Genomic DNA, 18,481 nt, shown 5'->3' with positions numbered 1-18,481 from the left:
TGCGAGCCGTCAGCCCATTATGAACAATACTGGCAGCACTCCGAAAGCCAGAAAATAGGAGGTGCTTATCTCTGATAAACCAAGAATTCTTATTGTAACCCCGGAGGTCACCTATCTGCCGGAGGGTATATGTCCTGGTGACGATGATTACTCAGCCAAGGCCGGAGGCCTGGCAGATGTGTCGGCAGCACTGATCTCCGCGTTGTATGATTTAAGCTGCGATGTTCATGTGGCCATACCCGACTACAGGTCTATCTATCATGGTGATAACGAACCAAGGAATCACCTGGAGATGGAAAAAATTCGCCGGCGTCTGCATGAGGAACGGATTCATTTTGCCGTGGACCGGGTGTTCCTTTACAAAGATGGTGTCTATTCCGGCTATTCGGATAAAGATCTCAAGGTGTCCCTGGCGTTTCAGCGGGAGGTGATCAACAACATCATCCCCAGGGTGAAACCGGATATCATACATTGCAACGACTGGATGACCGGACTGATTCCGGCCATGGCCAGGCGATACGAAATCCCGTGCCTGTTCACCATTCACAACATCCATACCATGACCTCCACCCTGGCCGAAATTGAGGACAGGGGGATTGATGCGGCAGCCTTCTGGCAGCACCTCTACTTCAAACGTCCGCCCTTTAACTACGAAGAGAGCTGGAATACCAACCGGGTGGATTTTCTGGCGTCAGGGGTGTTTTCCGCCCATTATGTAAACACGGTAAGTCCCACCTTCCTGCGTGAGATTGTTGAAAACCGCCACCCCTTTGTCGCACCGGAACTCAGGGATGAGCTGGCCCACAAATGGGATGCCGAATGCGCCACAGGCATTTTAAATGCACCTGAGCCCGAATTCAATCCAGCCGTGGATGACATGGTCCAGTTCAATTACGGGCCCAAAAACCACCGTGCCCAAAAAAAGAAGAATAAAAACTTTCTGCAAAAATCCGTGGGCCTTGAAATAAATCCCGATGCGCCTATGTTTTTCTGGCCCTCCCGCCTGGATCCTGTGCAGAAGGGTTGCACGCTTCTGGCAGAAACCATGTATGATATTATTTCCCGTTACTGGGACACAGGTATTCAGATTGTATCCGTGGCAGACGGTCCATACCAGAGACACTTCCACGATATTGTCGATTTCCATGACCTGCACCGGCGGGTCAGTATCTGGGGGTTCAACGAACATTTGTCCCACCAGGCATTTGCATCCAGTGATTTTATCTTCATGCCCTCCTCCTTTGAACCGTGCGGCCTGCCCCAGATGATCGGAGGAATTTACGGCAGTCTGCCCATTGTATTTGACACAGGCGGCCTGCATGACACAGTCAAACAACTGGATGTAGATCATTCAACGGGCAATGGATTTCTTTTCTATGTCCACGATGCCCAGGGACTGAACTGGGCCGTGGACCGTGCCATGGATTTTTTCCTCCTGGATCCGGATGAAAAAGAACACCAGCTCCGAAGAATCATGACTGAATCCGTACTTGAATTTAACCACACCCGATGCGCTGAAAGCTATATTAAACTATATGAAAAAATGCTCCAAAGACCTTTTTTGGTCTAATCCTTCATGGACAAATGATCCGTACCTGTTACCTTTTAAGCCCATTATCCGGGCACGGTTTGAACAGGCTTTGGCAAAGACAGAACAGCTGAAAAACAAGAAGTCCTGGGCTAAAATTGCCGACTACCATGAAATTTTTGGTTTGCACAGGGATAAAAAAGGCTGGGTATTCAGGGAATGGGCACCCAATGCAACGACCATATTTATCCTCACACCAGCCAATAACTGGGAAAAATCTTCGGACTGGGAAGTGAAAGGGCCTGATCCCAACGGCATATTTAAAGCCCGGTTCCCTGATCACTTTTTTTGCCATGAACAGCTTTACCGACTCAAGGTGGTGTGGGACGGCGGCGAGGGCGACCGTATCCCTACGGCGGCCACCCGGGTCATCCAGGACAGCGCCACCTATATTTTTAATGCCCAGGTATGGGCACCGGAGCAGCCATACCAGTGGCAGGCAGAAAACCCCAAGTTGTCTACAGATCCTCTTTTGATCTATGAGGCCCATGCGGGCATGGCTTTAGAGGAAGGCAGGGTGGGGACCTGGCGAAAATTTGCCGATCACATCCTGCCCAAGGTCATTGACGCAGGGTACAATACCCTGCAGATGATGGCGGTTCAGGAGCACCCCTATTATGGCTCTTTTGGGTACCATGTCTCTTCATTTTTTGCCCCCTCTTCCCGATTCGGTACCCCGGATGATTTCAAGTATCTTGTGGACAAGGCACACCAGGCCGACATCCGTGTACTCATGGATATTGTACACTCCCACAGCGTAAAAAATGAAGTAGAGGGTCTGTCTCGATTTGACGGTTCCATGTACCAATTCTTCCACGATAAAGGCAGAGGGGATCACACGCTTTGGGACTCCCGGTGTTTTGACTATGGCAAACAACAGGTACTGCATTTTCTGCTGTCCAACCTGAGATATTTTCTTGAACAATTCCGGGTGGATGGATTCCGATTTGACGGTGTAACCTCCATGCTGTTTGCCGATCACGGATTGGGACGTGCCTTTACAAGATACCAGGATTATTTTGGTGATGATGGGGATGAAGATGCCTTAAATTATCTTTATGCTGCCAATGACCTGGTTCATGAAATCCACCCCGGTGCGGTCACCATTGCAGAAGATGTGAGCGGATACCCTGGGCTTGCGGCACCAGCGGAAATATGCGGCACAGGCTTTGATTTCAGATTTGCCATGGGGGTGCCCGATTACTGGATCAAACTGCTCAAGGAGGTCAGGGACGAAGCATGGCACATGGAAGCGCTATGGCATGAACTGACCCAACACAGGGACGAGGAACGCACAATCAGTTACGTGGAGTGCCATGACCAGGCCCTGGTGGGGGATCAAACTGTGATGATGCGCCTGATGGGCGGAAAAATCTATAATTCCATGGAAAAATCCAACACGGACATCACCACGCAACGAGCCGTGGCCCTTCACAAGATGATCCGTCTTATAACCCTATCCTGTGCCCACAAAGGGTATCTTAATTTCATGGGCAATGAGTTCGGCCATCCTGAATGGGTTGATTTTCCATCCCCTGCCAATGGATTTTCCTACCACCATGCCAGACGCTTATGGTCCCTGAAGTATGACAAAAATCTGTATTTTCCGGACTTGTTCGCCTTTGATAAACAGATGATTGCCCTGGCAAAACAAACGCAATTGTTTACATGGGACAGGCCAAGACTTTTGCATCTCCACGAAGACGATAAGATTCTGGCATTTGAGCGGTCCGGCCTTATTTTTGTGTTCAACTTCCACCCGGAACACTCTTTTTCCGACTACCTGATTCATGCGCCGGCAGGCCAATATGGCATGCGCCTGGACACGGATGAACCCCGGTTCGGCGGATTGGGACGCCTGAACCCGGACCAGAAACATTTCACCAGGCCCCTGGGTGATGTGTCTGAAAACCGCCATGCCCTGAGCCTTTACCTGCCCAGTCGCTGCGCACTGGTCCTGGGCGCTGAAGCGACTACCCCCTAAAGGAATGAATCCCCCATATATCGTCCGCATATTCCTGAATAGCCCGGTCACTGGAAAAAAAACCGGTGCGGGCAATATTTTTTAGCGACATGGAGAGCCATTTTCTACGGTCTTTATAATCGTTTTCTACCTTTAACTGGGTTGTAACATAAGCCCTGAAATCGGCCAGGTGAAGATAATGCTCCCGATTGCCCATGAGTTGGCTGAAAACAGGTTTGAAAATACCGGATTCGTCGGGACAAAACCGACTGGAATAAATGGCCTTGAGTACCCGTTTCAAATCCGGATCCTCATCGTAAAATGTTTTGGGCTCATAACGTGGGCGAAATGCCTCTACTTCGTCCACCGTGAGGCCGAAAATATAAATATTTTCATCTTCCACCTGTTCTGCAATCTCTATATTGGCCCCGTCCAAAGTACCGATAGTCAACGCGCCGTTCATGGCAAATTTCATGTTTCCTGTCCCCGAGGCTTCCATGCCGGCGGTGGAAATCTGCTCACTGACGTCCGCAGCCGGAATAATCTTTTCCGCCAGGGTTACTCGGTAGTCCGGCAGGAAGACCACCTTGATCATGTCATGGATATCCGGGTCCTTATTGACCACGTTGGCAACCGAGTGAATCAGTTTGATGATCAATTTAGCAAAATGGTAACCCGGAGCGGCCTTACCGGCAAAAATAAAGGTCCGTGGATGCCCGATATCCTTACCGTCCTCCTTGATGGAAAGATACAGGTGGATTATATGAAGCACATTGAGTAACTGGCGCTTATATTCATGGATCCGTTTGGCCTGAATGTCGAAAATGGAGTGGGGATCCACGGTCAGGAACAATTTCTTACGTATTAACGCAGCCAAAGCCTCTTTGTTGGCCAGCTTGATCTCATCCAGCCGGTCCAGGAATCCCGGATCGTTTTCAAAAGTTTCCAGTTCCCAAATTCGCGATAAGTCCCCCACCCATCGGCGGCCAATGGATTCGGTGATAAACGCCGCAAGGTCGGGATTGCAGGCAGCAATCCAGCGCCTGGGGGATACTCCGTTAGTCTTATTGTTAAACCTTTCCGGCCACAGCTTATAAAATTCAGGAACAAGTTGCGTTTTGACCAGATTGGAGTGTACCTTTGCCACCCCGTTTATCGAATGACTGCCGATGATGGCAAGATTGGCCATGCGCACCTGTTTAACAGGCCCTTCCTGGATGATGGACATCTTTGCAATGCTTTCTGTTATCTCCTCATGATCACCCACTGTCAAAGATTCCAAGAACCGCTGGTTGATTTCATAAATCAGCTGCATATGGCGGGGCACCACTCGTTCCAGGATACTCACCGGCCAGGTTTCCAGGGCTTCGGGCAGCAGGGTATGGTTGGTATACCCAAGAGTTTTTTTAGTGATCTCCCAGGCTGTTTCCCATTGTATGCCTTTTTCATCCACCAGGATACGCATCAGCTCCACCACCGCCAGAGCCGGATGGGTATCGTTGAGTTGAATGGCCACTTTATTGTAAAAATCATCAAAGGAGTTATGGTCCATTTCATACTTGCGGATAATGTCCTTTAAGGAACAGGCCACAAGGAAATACTCCTGGACCAGCCGAAGTTCTTTTCCCGACTCTTTGGAATCCGACGGATAGAGAATTTTGGAAATGGTCTCGGATTTAATTTTTCGCCCCACAGCTTTAAAATAGTCACCCTCATTAAAAATATCGATATCAAAATCCTCGGATGCTTCAGCCGTAAACAGTCGCAGATAATTTACGGTGCGGCCTTCGAAACCAGCAACCAGGATATCATGAGGTCGGCCAATGAGCAGTGCCCAGTTTGTCCATACCGGGTTATACTCCCCGGCCCTGTCCACGCTCCCCTCTACCTGACCGTAAATGGGAACCATATACCGCTCTTCTGTTCTGCGGATCAGCCAAGGTGACCTGCGGTTGGGCCAGTAATCGGGTTTTTCTTTCTGGTATCCGTTAACGATCAACTGTTTGAACAGACCGTAATCATAGTTAATCCCGTATCCGAACCCCGGCATATTCAGGCAGGCCAAAGAATCAAGATAACATGCAGCCAAACGCCCAAGACCGCCGTTACCCAAAGCCGGATCACGTTCTTTCTCCACCAGAAATTCAAGATCAATACCCTTTTTTTCAAGAAACTTTTTACAGCTGTTATAAATACCTAAGTTTAATAAATTATTGCTTAAAAGCCGTCCAATGAGGAATTCAAGAGACAAGTAATGCAGGCGTTTGGCATCATTTGCCTGGTAGCGCTTCTGGGTATCATAACCAATATCGATAAGGTACTTGCCAACGGCATAGGAAACGGCGTTTAACTGATCATTTCTCGAGGCGTACTCAAGTTGCTTGCCCAGAATATATTTAATATAATTATTAAAGGAGATTTCAAAATTCGAAAAATCAAAATAGGACATGCGTTGACTCCATACCGGCCCAAGAGGCCTTTAATTGCTGGAAACACTATATCGTAATAACCGAATTCTCTTCCCCGTGAAAGGGAGACGGCAGGTAAATATCTGCGCTTTCATCATTGATCCAGCGGGTATCATCCACCAGGTAACGAAACTGATAAGACTGTTCCAACTCAAGATCAAGGACCGCAGAAAAATCCCCGTTTTTGAGTTTCTTCATGGCGCCGGCATTTTCATCCCAATTGTTAAAATCACCAACCAGATTAACTTTTTCTGCCGTGCCGATCACTTTTTTCCGCATTTTAAATCTAACCCGGCACACATCTTTGGTTTTAAGGTATTGTTTTGTGAACATGACGCCCTCCGAAAATGTTTTTAATATGATATAGAAAACAAGGAAGCTAAGCCAACGTATTTATTTTAATTTTTTAAGCTCGAGGTGTCAATATCTTGTTCAAATCCCCAGGGCATCACATGTCATTTGCCTGCAGATTTGTGTCAATTGCGAAGAAATTTCTAAACGTAGACGATCTTAACGCCTGGTGTAAGGGAGTTTGACAAGGAACGTTAAAAATTCAATTTAAAAGGCCCTGTCAATTCCCCACAATCGCCAGGTTGACGGCCAGTATCCATTCAAGGCCCTACAATGAAAGGCCTTTTAATCATTTTTTCATATAGTTCAATATAGCTTTCAGCACAACGGCTGTGGTTGAATTTCGTGACGGATTCAATCATGATCCGCCGAATCTGAACTTCTCTTTCATCCGGATCAAGGGCAAAAAAGTCCATGGCCCGTTCCACCGCCCATCTCAGTCCATGGGTGTCATATACGGTAAAAACAAAACCGTTACCGCTCGAGTTTTCCAGGTCAAGCGGCCTTACCGTGTCATGCAGACCGCCGGTGTCAAATACAATGGGCAGGGTACCGTAAATGGCCCCGATGATCTGTGGAAGGCCACAGGGCTCAAAGGAAGAGGGCATGAAAACAAAATCACTTCCGGCAAAGGCCTGGTGGGAAATTTGCTCGTCAAACCTCACAATGCCTATTCGATGCCTTAAATCGTGGAACATGGCAATATCTTTAAAGTGCTTATAATATTCTCCGTCTGCCACGGAGACAATCTGAATCCCGGACTCCCAGTAGCGTGATATGGTCTCGTACATAATCTGGGCCAACAGCTGGCAACCTTTTTGGACCGGGTCCAGGCGAGAAGGCCAGAAAAACAAAGGGGCATCGGGATTTTGTTCAAGGCCAACCATTTTCTGGATAACTGCCTTGTTTTTCTGTTTCATCCCCCGATGATTTTTCGGCCCGTAATTGAACCGGATCATTTCATCCACTGCCGGGTTCAATTCCGGTTCCGGTGCATTCAAAATACCGGTAGCACAGCCAGCCTCCCATTTGTGGGTAAGTTCGGTCCGAAGCCCGGGTTCCACAAAAGGATGTCGATTTTCAACGATCTCCTGCAAAAATGCCGGACTGACCGTATTAACATAATGGGCTGAAAACACACCCGAGCAAAGAAAATCCACCCGGTTAAATCCCCGGCTTTCGGCATAACTTTCAGGCGGCCGTTCAAAATAAAGCCTTTGCCAGAAGGAAGCCGCATCAATTCCCCGGTCCTCTATCTCAGCCAGGGTGGAGGTCATAGTATGAATATTGTGGATAGAAAACAGGCAGGGGATTTCATACTGCCGTGCCATGGCCGGAATCAGGCCTGTCATCCAATCATTGCAGTGGATAATGTCCGGCTTTACCCTGGGGATAATATTGTTGATCACCTCCCGCTGAAAGGCCAAAGAGACCTTCAAATTTTTATTTGAGCTACTGGAATATACTTTTTCTTTATAAAGAAAGGCCCGATCCACTGCAAAATGAATCCGTTCCTCGTTCAGGCATTGCCGAATCTTTTCCACCTCCCGGTCATGCTTTTCGGTGGAATAATCATGATAGATGGAACGATAATCAGGAATAGCGACATGAACATCGCAGTTCAAATCAAACAAAGCACTGATCAAGGCTGCTGAGACATCGGCCAAACCACCGGCCTTAGCAGAATAGCCTGCGCATGACCCCATTTCTTCCGGCAGATAAGTCACTTCCGGGGTAACAATAAGAATTCTTGGTCTATCAGGCATGGACATCTTCTCCTTCACTCTTTTTAATAGTTCAGCCATAAGAACTGTCACGGACCGGCCTGGATCGGTAAAGCCATTGTCCACAACAAATATTAAAACTTTAAGCCCGGCTTTAACCGGGGTTTCATATCTTCTATTTCTATAAAATGCATCTTTTATGCCCTCATCATACCTGCAACCCTATCCCCTTGGCACGCAGGGCATCGGGAGTGATTGCCCCGTCAAATTGGTTTGAAAATTCTTAACGCTTTGCCAATTATCTTTCCAGAATGTAAAAAAATCAGACATAAACCCTGAAGCAGTTGAAAAACACGCGTCTTGATCATGACCAGTGTTTTTATTATATAGATAGTTCTCGACCGAAAACCGAAAATTTTCGTTCAGACACTAAATTAAGGATTCTCAACATGCTGCTAAGGAGCGACAATATCATGACATTGGTAGGCGGGAGCCTGGATGAACTTGAAATTCAGATTATACTGGCACTTCAAAAAGATGCCCGTAAATCGTATAAAAGTATTGCAAAAAAGCTGGGCGTGGCCGAAGGCACGGTGAGCAACCGGGTCAACCGGCTTACCCAGCAAGGCGTTCTCAAGCTTGAAGCCCGGGTCAACCCATTTGCCATGTCCAATAAGGTCGCGGCAATTCTCGGCATAAACTTAAAGCGCAGCCGACATGCCGGGGCCGCCAAGAAAATCATGGCCTTGCCCAATGTCAACGCCGTATGGGTCACCTCGGGGAAATATGATATTTTTGTTGAGGTACTGGTCGATTCAATCAAGGACCTCAATGTTTTTATATTTGAAGAGGAATTGAGAAACATTGAAGGCATAGAGGCCATTGAAACCCATATCATGCTTCACTCGGATTCCAAATATTTTAAAATTTCCCCACCCGCAGGATCAGTCTGAACATCAGCCTGTTCGTTCCTATGTTTTTTTCCTGCTACACTGTTCAGCTCCGTGGCCAAGGCAGAAGCATTTACAAAGAACAATTTGATTCAAAATTATCTAAAGGACAAAATAAACATAACTGATCCGAGTGATTCCGGCTCTATCCGTGATCACTCTTTTGCAGTAAATTTTTTTTCAATCATGATTTTCAGGATGGTACGGTCTGTTTCGATCATGCCTTCCCGGGACAGAGTGCCGATGTTTTGCATTGTTTTTTCCGGGGATACTCAGGGGATACCATCGGTGGCTTGGACCCGGACCCCCTGGAGGGCGAAAAGGGCTGATTGAAAGGCTATTCCGGCGGCCGTGGCCAATTTCAAGGCACATCCGGGTTTGGCACCATCACAAATGACCCCGGTCAAATCTCCAATGAGGTTGGTGATGGCCCCGGCAATGTGATGGGTGGTTCCGCCCAGCTGTCAATCCATAGTTTCTGCTGCCGGCTGACCCCATTGCCGGCAGGTTTACCCCGGCCATTCTGGCATCAGCTGCTGCGGATGCCAGCATGCGGGCCGCAAGCACCACGTCCTGACGGATAAGATTCTGCCGAAGCAACCGTTCAAAGGCCTTGCCAATACCGAGTCCAGATCCGTATTTCAGTCCGTGATCAGCCAGCTGCATATTGACATCCCCCCCCCCTCTTTGAAAAATTTTCGATCCTCATCATCCAGCTGATCCACAAGGGCCACACAAGTTCATTTAAGATCAGGCCCTTGATCCATTCTTCCACATTGGCCCGGTCAGGTTCTTTGTCTTGAAGAACATTAAACAGCAAAGGATGGGCTTCAAGGTCTTTTCCATCCAAGGTCAGCCGGATAATCTGGTCGTGGAAATCCCTGATTTCCGCTTCTGCCTGCCGGTCGCCGGCTGTAATGCGCACCCGCACACAGATGCCTGGACATTTTCAAGCAGGTGAACCGGCACCGAGGGATTCAAACAAAAGGCAACAACCTGATCCAGGGCTTGTTCAGAAACTGATTCCAACACTTCCAGAGTCAGTTTGGGATAACCTCCGAACGCGCCTAAAGCGGCAGCCTTATCCAAACCGCAAAGGTTGTTGAAGCCGGGGATGGTCACCGCCATCCCATTTTATAAATATTAGGGTCTACCCAGGCTTCAATGGATTTAAAAGGCCTCTCGTCAATGAGGGAAGCGACCGCAGCAGAGGCCGGATCAACGGCCACAGGTTCGGTACACTCAAGAGCCGGCGCAACCTGGAGCCTTAAAATATCTTTCAGTGCAAATACCATTACATCTCCTTCTTACAGGTAGACGGCGCCAGCTCCCGAAATGCGATCCAGCCTTTTTCTTGACCAGTATCAATCTGTTCCTGGACACCCCTGTCCTGGGCACAAACTACAACCGAAAAGCCTTTTTATCAGGACAAGTTGTCCCAGAATGACCGACTCTGATCTTCCATGGTTGTTCCGGCGGAATGGGCGTTTTCGTTTTCCTGGCGGGAATTGCCGGAAAAATGTCCACTAGGCGGCCGCGATCCCACAAGCCGTGCCACACGCTCTTCAATGGGCGGATGGGTGGAGAACAGATTCATCATCTGCTTTCCGGTCAAAGGATTAACGATAAACATATGTGCGGTTGCAGGGCTGGCATCAATATGGTCCCGGCTGCGGCTGAAGCCCCCCAGCTTTGACAACGCTGATGCCAGGCCGTTAGGATTTCCGGTAATGCTTGCAGCGGTGGCATCTGCCAGGTATTCCCTGGATCTGGACACGGCCATCTGAACGATCATCGCGGCAATGGGCGCTACCATAGAGACCACAAGCACGCCAATGATTCCAAGGCCGCCGTCGTCATCATCCGAACCGCCGAAAAAGGCTGAAAACCTGGCAATGGAGGCAATCCACATGATGGCTCCGGCCAGGGTGGCCACAATGGTAGAAATAAGAATATCCCGATTTTTTACATGGCCCAATTCATGGGCCAGCACCCCTTCAAGCTCCTCCTGATTCATCATGTTCATCAATCCCTGGGTCACGGCGACCACAGCATGCTCCGGGTTCCGGCCCGTGGCAAATGCATTGGGCGCTGATTCGGGAATAAGATAAACCTTGGGCATGGGCAAACCGGCCTGGCGGGCAAGACGGTCCACGGTATCAAACAGCCCCGGGGCCTGGGACCGCTCCAGAGGCTGGGCCCGGTACATTTTTAAAACAATCTTATCCGAATACCAATAACTTGAGATATTCATGACACCGGCAAAAATCAAGGCAATGAACATGCCAGTCTGTCCGCCTAGAAGATATCCAAGCACCAGAAACAAACTGGTCATCATAATCAGCAGCATACCGGTCTTAAATTGATTTGCCATATTTTCTCCCTCACTGAAAATTTATAGATTCTCGCAAAAAGAATATAAAGCCCACAATAAAAAAATCAACCACGTATAGAAGAATTTCCCACTCATTTCCAATAGATTCCGGCATAAAAAGGAAACAAAAAATTACGCTAATTTTTCCCGTGATGATCTTCGACATGGGATGGAAACCTGACCATCCCCGATGCCCGGATATCATCAATATCCAGGGCCGAGGTATTCGCGGAAACTCGGCAGGGCAAGACTTAAATCAAAATTGCCAGGGCTGGGTGACATGAAAATTTTATATGTAAAAAATACCATAAAAATTATCATATTAAGTTCACACTCCTTATTACATAAAATACATAAAATTAAATTAAATAAAATTTATTATTTTTTATACGGGCTTATACCATAAACATCATAATTAAAATCAAATAGTTAGAAAACTATAATATAGTTTTTATCTGTGGGTATAGATATTGCTGATAATAAATTCAGTCGACAAAAAAACTTTGCCTGGCTCGAAAAAGCAACATGCACCATAGGAGATCGTTAGATTACCACGGCTAATTATAAGAGGAATTTTAAATGAAGAAGTTGATGTTATTTTTATGTATTTGTTTTTTTGTTGTGGGTGGAACGCCTGCATTTGCCATGACCATTGATGTTTGGGAAGTTAAGAATGAAAACATCTCGATGATCAATGGTTGGATTGGGGATCAACACGGTTCTGTTCATGTTTTAGAGGATTTTGAAGACATTGATGCGGGGTGGTATACCGAAAAAAGAGATACAGGCGTGGGGACATTCACTGCTGGAGGCGAAATCGGCAAAGGGGCCTCTTCATATAATATTCAGAATAACCTCAAGGGGTCTCATAAGTCTGATGAAGCTTATTTTTCTATTCAGGACAGAGACTCTGACTGGTACCGCAACAATATGACAACAAGTGAAGGCGCAAGTCAATGGTTAGACTCCGGAGATATTACGCTGCTCACATTGACGCTTACAGATACGTCATTGACAAACTTATTTTTTTATATCCAGGACCCAGCTGATTATAATACGACCACTATGTTTGTAAACAATGATGCCAATAATAATTACAAGTTTTCTCATCAAGCGAATAAGACAAGTTTTTTTGTTGGTATTTCATGGGCCGACGATGAAGTCCTTTCCACGCTTTCCTGGGCAACAACATCACAAAGTGACGGCTTTGGCTTAGATGATTTTTCAACTATCCAGAACCCGGAACCTGCAACAATGCTTCTCTTTGGATTTGGCCTTATCGGAATTGCAGGTATTACCAGAAGAATGATTTAAACGAACTTAGATTTTAATTTATAAGCAGCAGGGATCTTTGAAAAAAGCCCTGCTGTTTTTTTTAGGATACCAGCGAGGACATCATCTTAATAATTTCTAATGCCCGATGCACAAAGTCCTGCGATAGATGGACTCCAGCAGCTCCGGGGTTACGGGCTTGTTTCCTGCGGCAGCCGCAGCCCGGACCTGGGGCAGCAACCGTTGGGCGGCATCTGCATCAATGTTGATATTGCGGTGGGCCAGGGCATATTTTATGGCGGCCGAGCCGGAGTGCACCCCTAAAACCATCTGTCTTGGGTTACTCCTGCCCACCTGTTTGGGATCATATAATTCATAGGATCGTGTATCTTTCAACAGGCCGGCACAGTGGATGCCGGACTCATGGGAAAAAATCCTGGACCCCACAATGGGTTTGGCCGCATGGATCTGCTGTCCTGAAAATCTTGCCACTGTATTGCATAGCCGGGTAAGCCCTGACAGGCGCATATTACTTTTTTTGGCACCAATACCGAACAGGGCCATGGCCGCTTCTTCAAGGCGGGCATTGCCTGCCCGCTCCCCAAGTCCGTTCACCGTGACACTGATGGCCTTGGCGCCGGCATCCACGGCAGACACGGCATTGGCCGTGGCCATGCCAAGATCGTTGTGTCCGTGAAATTCAAGGGCCAGCCCGGGCAGCCGGATTAAAAGGGTTTCCACCATATCCATGAGTGCGGACGGGGTGATCATGCCCACGGTATCGGCAAGCCGCACCCGGTGAACACCTAATCCGATGGCTGCCTGGCAGAACCGTAAAAGAAAATCCATGTCTGTGCGGGTGGCATCCTGGGCGCCCACGGATACCTGGTCAAAATAGTGTCTTGCGAACCGAACGGTGTCATCCAGGGTCTCAAGCACCCAATTCTCATTTTTTTCAAAGGTCTTGAGCAGAATGGATGACGTGGGAAAACTGATATGCACCCCGGGGGTGTTGCAGCCCACGGCCAGTTCAATATCTTTTTTGACCGCCCTGCACCAGCAGGTGAGCATGCTGGACAGGTTCAGCTGGGCAATGGCTTTAATTTCCCGGCATGCAAACTCGCCCATGGCAGGGATGCCCACTTCAATCTCGTCAACCCCGCATTCGGCAAGCTGACGTGCAATGGTCAGTTTTTCCAGGGGCCTGAAAAAGACACCCGGGGCCTGTTCCCCGTCCCGAAGGGTGGTGTCTACCATCCAGACCCGCACATCATGGGTTTTCATTACAGTACGTAGTCCTCTGCAATCTCGCCGTCTTCCATGGCATCTAAAATAGCGTCAATGGCCTCTTCGTTCTCCACGTGCCCATACCAGATATTATCCGGATAAATTACCATGACAGGGCCGTCATCACACTGTTTCAGACAGCAGGTGGAAGAGATCAGTACCTCTTCAAGGCCCCTGTCAATCACTTCATTTTCAATATAGGCCATGAAATCCCCGGACCCTTTTCTGTGGCATTTGCCTTTGGGTTCTCCACTGGGACGAAAACTTGAGCATACGAGGATGTGTTTTGCAGGTTTATTCATTTTTTTATCCTTCAAAATTTTATTCTGTTAATTAGTGTCGCTTAAATGGGGTTTGGATCAAACATAAGCTACATACAACCGGTGCCGGTTCCCCGGCACTCCCCGCAGGAAGTCTGTGCCCGGACAACCAAATGCTTTAACGACTCCCCTTTTTTCAAAGCCATGAGGACAAGATCAATCATGCCGTTGACCTCATGGATGGTAAATCCCATGGTGCCCAGAATTTTTTTAGGGGTTTCCCCGACGCCGGACACAAGAATGGTGTGGCAATCTTTAATGGTCCGGGCCAGATTCTGCCATCTGAGATCCCCGCCGCCGGTTTTAGGCAAGTTCCTTGTTTCCACAAGTGTCGGGGTTTCCTGATTTAAGTCATAGACGTGTAACTGTGTGGCCTCACCCAGGTGCTGATTAATCAACGCACCTTCCCGGGTGGCCAGGGCCACATAGGGCCGTGGGACGAAAGAGTTGAACGCATAGACATCTTCCTCAACGGGCGCTTCGTGGCAATACTTGGGTGCACTGGATAAAGGGATGGGTGCCGTGGCGTGGTAGGTCAGTCGATCCATGAGTTTCTGATTCAGGGGATCGTCCAGCAGGCCCACGGCATCGGCCCGGCAGCGTTTGCAATGGGTCATCTGGGGGACAAAGACCTTGGCTGCTTTTCTAATTGTATTGACCAGATCTTTACCCGGTTCTTCCATGTCCTCAAAATTTGCGCCCTTGGTGGGAAAATAAGGCATGCAGTTGAAGATATCCACACCCATTTCACCCATTTTTTCTGCCACGTCTACCATATGGTCTTCATTGATGCCGGGCAAAAGAATGGAGTTGACCTTAACCATAATATTGCGTTCTTTAAGGCCTTTGACGGCGGCAAGCTGGCGTTCTAAAAGCAGTTCTGCGCCCTGGGCCGGGCCCACGGACCGTTTGCCGTCCCTGACCCATGAATAAATCTTGGCGCCGATGTCTGGGTCCACCGCATTAATGGTGATGCTTACATGGGTGGTATTGATGGCTTTGAGTTCATCCAGATAAGGATGGATGTTCATGCCGTTGGTGGCCACGCACAAGAGCATTTCCGGATAAGTGGCACGCACCCGGGTCAAGGTTTCCATGGTTTTGTCGCCGTTGGCAAAGGGATCACCCGGGCCTGCAATGCCCACCACAGAGGTGTTGGGTTTGGCCTCAACCACATCTGCCAGGTAGGCCATGGCCTGGTCCGGGCTCAAAATGGAGGAGGTCACCCCGGGGCGGCTTTCATTGACACAGTCAAACTTTCTGTTGCAGAAATTGCACTGGATATTACAGGCCGGTGCAACCGGGAGGTGGACACGACCGAAATCCTTGCAGGATTTTTTATTAAAACAGGGGTGGTTATCTATGTTCATTTTAATTTTCCTTACACTCAATGATCGAGTTACATATATGAGTATCCGATTCTGGATTCGGTCTGTTTTGCCGTAAGAATTGTATTGACGATATTGTCAAACAATTGCTGGGCCCCTTTGTAGCCAACGTGCAGGATGCGCGGGCCGCCCACCCGGTCGTGGATGGGAAACCCCACCCTTACCAATGGAATTTTCAGCCGTCTTGCCATGGCATATCCCTTGGAGTTGCCGATGATAATTTCAGGCCGCAGGTCTTCGGGCATGGCTGCGGCAGTTTCTTCCATGCAGGTAAAATCCATGTCATTCTGGATGACAACCTGGTCAATGAGGGTTTCGGGCAGGGTATCTTCAAGGGCTTTTTTAAATGTTTTGCTTTTGCCGCCGGATGCGCAGAGCACGGGTATAATACCCACTTCGGCAAGAAAGCCGGCCATGGACACGACAAAATCCTCTTCGCCGTAAATCAGGGCCCGTTTTTTCGCTACATATTTATTGCCGTCCACATAGGCATCCACCAGCCGCCATTTCTCTTTTCTATACTTTTCAGGCACGGGCCTGCCCGAAATCTGGGACAGGGTATCCAGAAAACGATCCGTGGCTTTTACCCCGATAGGGATGGGAAGGCGTGTGCAGGGAACACCAAAGCGTTTGCTTAAAATGTCTCCCGCGGTTTTCTGGCCCATTTCTGCAGTCAGCGCCAGCACGGCACCAAACTCCAGGGTGTGGACGGCCACATTCATCTTTTCAATGGCCGAAATGGACGTGCCACCTTTCTGGATGGCCTGATATTCCTCCCATGACGGTCCTTCCAGCCGTTCGGAATAATCGGGCAGAATGGTGACAGGGGTATGAAAATCCTCAAAAATATCTTTTAAATGCCGCAGATCTTCGTTGGAAAGCATGCCGGGAAACAGATTGATTTTTTTCTTTTTCTTGGGCCGGTAAACGATTCTCTTGCCCACCGGGTTGAAGCGGTCCACAACAGCGGCCACGGCACCGTGAAATCCGTCCACATGGGTGCCGCTGTAAGCCGGTGTGGAAACATGGACCAGGGCCGTACCGTTTATATGATTGTCCATGCTGTTTAAAATTAACTGGACATCATCACCAATGGTTTCGGACAGGCAGGTGGTGGCGATCCCGATCATGGACGGAGCATACTGGCGTGCCACGTTTTCAATGGCCAGTTTCAGGTTGGCCCCGCCGCCGAATACGGCGGTTTCCTCGGTGAAGTTGGATGAGGCAATATCCACCGGCTCCTTGAAATGGGAGATCAGGTAGCGCCGCATATAGGTGGAGCACCCCTGGGAGCCGTGAAGCAGGGGCACACAGCCCTCAATTCCCTGGAACACCAGGGTGGCCCCCAGGGGTGTGCACATTTTGCATGCATTCTGGGTCGCGGTGTATGATGGTGTATCTTTATGTTTTTTCAGGGTCATATCGCACCTTCCTTTCCGGCCGGTTTCTGCCGCCTGGGTACAAGATCCCATACCGGGCTTGTAACGGTTCCATGTACTTCTTTTGCAAAATTGACCATGCCTTCAAATCCCACCAACGGAATTTTGCGTTCATGGTTATGGTCGCAGAACCCGATGCCCATCTTATAGGCAATGGGGCGTTCCTTAACCCCGCCGATGAACAGGTCTGCGTCCTTTTCAACGGAATACTTGGCCAGCTCCAGCGGGTTTGAGTCGTCTAAAATCACGGTGCCTTCGTTACACATCTGCCTGAGCACTTCATAATCTTCCTGGGTACCGGTCTGGGATCCGGCCAGGACCACTTCCATGCCAAGGGTTTTTAATGCCTTGATCATGGAAAATGCCTTGAACGCGCCGCCTACGTAGATGGCGGCTTTTTTACCTTCAAGGTCTTTTTTCATGGTTTCCAGGCGGGGGACAATGGCCTGGACTTCCTTTCTGATCATGTCCTGGGTTTTTTTAAGAATTTCGGGGTTTTTGTCAAAAAACACGGCCACCTGGTACAGGGCATCCGAGGTATCTTCAATGCCGAAATAGGAAACCCGTATATAAGGGATGCCGTAGTCTTTCTCCATCTGCTTTGCCAGGTGGATAACCGACCCTGAACACTGGACCACGTTCAGGGCGGCATTGCGTGCCTGCTGGACCTCTTCCACCCGGCCGTCACCTGTAATGACAGAGACCACCTTGACCCCCATGGATTCATAATATTTTTTTATGATCCATGTCTCTCCGCCAATATTAAATTCACCCAGAATATTGATGGAATCCGGAAGGGTAACCCGGGGGGCCTTATTTCTTTCGATCAGACTGAACAAGGCGTCGCAGGCGGCCTTGTACCCGTCTTTTTTGGTGCCTTTAAATCCTTCGGAGTGGACAGCGATGACAGGGATACCGGTCTGATCTTCCACCTGGCGGCAGATCGCGTCCACGTCATCACCAATAATGCCCACAATGCACGTACAATAGATAAAGGCGGCTTTGGGCGAATATTTTTCAATCAGCTCCAGCAATGCCTTTTTCAGCTTTTTTTCTCCGCCATAGATAATATCGGTCTCTGACAGGTCCGTTGAAAAACTCATCCGGTGAAGCTCCGGGCCCGAAGACTGGGCCCCTCTGATATCCCAGGTATAGGAGGCACACCCGATGGGGCCGTGAATCAGATGCAAGGCATCGGCGATGGGATAAAGCACCACCCTTGAGCCGCAGAATACACAGGCCCGCTGACTGACTGCGCCGGCCAGACTCTTGGTTTCACATTCCATCTTAAAGGGCTGGTTACCCTTCTGGTAGATCTGGTTTTCCCGCTGTTTGAGTACCGATATGGAGGTCATTT

17 protein-coding genes are annotated in these 18,481 nt (G+C 48.7%); 4 read left to right on the top strand and 13 right to left on the bottom strand.

Going from position 1 to position 18,481, the window contains the following annotated elements:
- Nucleotides 1–67 precede the first annotated feature (67 nt).
- Both EYB58_RS15555 and EYB58_RS15550 read left to right on the top strand, forming a co-directional pair.
- On the top strand, nucleotides 68–1,570 hold the full coding sequence (locus EYB58_RS15555) for a glycogen synthase (RefSeq protein ID WP_111954930.1): 1,503 nt from the start codon (nucleotides 68–70) through the stop codon (nucleotides 1,568–1,570).
- Nucleotides 1,536–3,572, top strand: a complete 2,037-nt coding sequence (locus EYB58_RS15550; RefSeq protein ID WP_111954904.1) for an alpha amylase C-terminal domain-containing protein — start codon at nucleotides 1,536–1,538, stop codon at nucleotides 3,570–3,572. Before EYB58_RS15555 ends, EYB58_RS15550 begins: the two co-directional genes overlap by 35 nt.
- On the opposite strand, the gene EYB58_RS15545 is transcribed toward EYB58_RS15550, so the two are convergent.
- From EYB58_RS15545 to EYB58_RS15535, 3 genes are all read right to left on the bottom strand, one after another.
- A complete protein-coding gene (locus EYB58_RS15545) occupies nucleotides 3,562–6,000 on the bottom strand; it encodes a glycogen/starch/alpha-glucan phosphorylase (protein ID WP_111954906.1) in 2,439 nt (812 codons plus the stop codon). The two genes, EYB58_RS15550 and EYB58_RS15545, sit on opposite strands and share 11 nt — an antisense overlap.
- A 46-nt stretch (nucleotides 6,001–6,046) precedes the next feature.
- Nucleotides 6,047–6,352: an isoamylase early set domain-containing protein gene (locus tag EYB58_RS15540; protein WP_111954908.1), complete on the bottom strand. Its 306-nt coding sequence runs from the start codon at nucleotides 6,350–6,352 to the stop codon at nucleotides 6,047–6,049.
- A gap of 278 nt (nucleotides 6,353–6,630) precedes the next feature.
- Nucleotides 6,631–8,136, bottom strand: a complete 1,506-nt coding sequence (locus EYB58_RS15535) for a glycogen synthase (protein ID WP_111954910.1) — start codon at nucleotides 8,134–8,136, stop codon at nucleotides 6,631–6,633.
- Between the two features lie 431 nt (nucleotides 8,137–8,567).
- On the opposite strand from EYB58_RS15535, the gene EYB58_RS15530 reads away from it, so the two are divergent.
- Complete coding sequence (locus EYB58_RS15530; RefSeq protein WP_111954912.1) at nucleotides 8,568–9,047, top strand: Lrp/AsnC family transcriptional regulator; 480 nt, start codon at nucleotides 8,568–8,570, stop codon at nucleotides 9,045–9,047.
- Between the two features lie 269 nt (nucleotides 9,048–9,316).
- On the opposite strand, the gene EYB58_RS24100 is transcribed toward EYB58_RS15530, so the two are convergent.
- The 5 genes from EYB58_RS24100 to htpX form a co-directional block, all read right to left on the bottom strand.
- Nucleotides 9,317–9,451 carry an L-serine ammonia-lyase, iron-sulfur-dependent, subunit alpha gene (locus EYB58_RS24100; RefSeq protein ID WP_242637394.1) on the bottom strand — a complete coding sequence of 45 codons (135 nt, stop codon included), beginning with the start codon at nucleotides 9,449–9,451 and terminating at the stop codon, nucleotides 9,317–9,319.
- Nucleotides 9,432–9,710: a hypothetical protein gene (locus EYB58_RS24095; RefSeq protein ID WP_242637393.1), complete on the bottom strand. Its 279-nt coding sequence runs from the start codon at nucleotides 9,708–9,710 to the stop codon at nucleotides 9,432–9,434. Before EYB58_RS24095 ends, EYB58_RS24100 begins: the two co-directional genes overlap by 20 nt.
- Nucleotides 9,697–9,975 carry a hypothetical protein gene (locus EYB58_RS24090; protein WP_242637392.1) on the bottom strand — a complete coding sequence of 93 codons (279 nt, stop codon included), beginning with the start codon at nucleotides 9,973–9,975 and terminating at the stop codon, nucleotides 9,697–9,699. The genes EYB58_RS24095 and EYB58_RS24090 overlap by 14 nt, the downstream gene beginning before the upstream one ends.
- Nucleotides 9,976–10,162: 187 nt before the next feature.
- Entirely contained in the window at nucleotides 10,163–10,339 is a 177-nt protein-coding gene (locus tag EYB58_RS24085) for a hypothetical protein (RefSeq protein WP_242637391.1), read from the bottom strand.
- A 128-nt stretch (nucleotides 10,340–10,467) separates the two neighbouring features.
- Nucleotides 10,468–11,418 (bottom strand): zinc metalloprotease HtpX, encoded by a 951-nt coding sequence (gene htpX, locus EYB58_RS15520; protein ID WP_111954914.1) that lies wholly within the window; start codon nucleotides 11,416–11,418, stop codon nucleotides 10,468–10,470.
- Between the two features lie 579 nt (nucleotides 11,419–11,997).
- Here htpX and EYB58_RS15515 point away from each other — a divergent pair.
- On the top strand, nucleotides 11,998–12,732 hold the full coding sequence (locus EYB58_RS15515; RefSeq protein ID WP_111954918.1) for a PEP-CTERM sorting domain-containing protein: 735 nt from the start codon (nucleotides 11,998–12,000) through the stop codon (nucleotides 12,730–12,732).
- A gap of 96 nt (nucleotides 12,733–12,828) precedes the next feature.
- Here EYB58_RS15515 and EYB58_RS15510 read toward each other — a convergent pair whose 3' ends face one another.
- The 5 genes from EYB58_RS15510 to nifE all read right to left on the bottom strand — a co-directional run bounded on the left by EYB58_RS15510 (nucleotide 12,829) and on the right by nifE (nucleotide 18,479).
- Entirely contained in the window at nucleotides 12,829–13,974 is a 1,146-nt protein-coding gene (locus EYB58_RS15510; RefSeq protein WP_131072083.1) for a LeuA family protein, read from the bottom strand.
- The gene (locus EYB58_RS15505; protein WP_111960576.1) at nucleotides 13,974–14,279 is read right to left on the bottom strand and encodes a (2Fe-2S) ferredoxin domain-containing protein; all 306 of its coding nucleotides are present in this window, start codon (nucleotides 14,277–14,279) and stop codon (nucleotides 13,974–13,976) included. The genes EYB58_RS15510 and EYB58_RS15505 overlap by 1 nt, the downstream gene beginning before the upstream one ends.
- 68 nt (nucleotides 14,280–14,347) lie before the next feature.
- Nucleotides 14,348–15,667: a nitrogenase cofactor biosynthesis protein NifB gene (gene nifB / locus EYB58_RS15500; protein WP_111960574.1), complete on the bottom strand. Its 1,320-nt coding sequence runs from the start codon at nucleotides 15,665–15,667 to the stop codon at nucleotides 14,348–14,350.
- A gap of 29 nt (nucleotides 15,668–15,696) precedes the next feature.
- Complete coding sequence (locus EYB58_RS15495) at nucleotides 15,697–17,106, bottom strand: nitrogenase component 1 (RefSeq protein ID WP_111960572.1); 1,410 nt, start codon at nucleotides 17,104–17,106, stop codon at nucleotides 15,697–15,699.
- Complete coding sequence (gene nifE / locus EYB58_RS15490) at nucleotides 17,103–18,479, bottom strand: nitrogenase iron-molybdenum cofactor biosynthesis protein NifE (protein ID WP_111960570.1); 1,377 nt, start codon at nucleotides 18,477–18,479, stop codon at nucleotides 17,103–17,105. Before nifE ends, EYB58_RS15495 begins: the two co-directional genes overlap by 4 nt.
- Nucleotides 18,480–18,481: the final 2 nt, after the last annotated feature.

Source organism: Desulfobacter hydrogenophilus (assembly GCF_004319545.1).
Taxonomy (GTDB): Bacteria; Desulfobacterota; Desulfobacteria; order Desulfobacterales; family Desulfobacteraceae; genus Desulfobacter; species Desulfobacter hydrogenophilus.
This window is presented reverse-complemented; position numbering and strand designations above follow the sequence as displayed.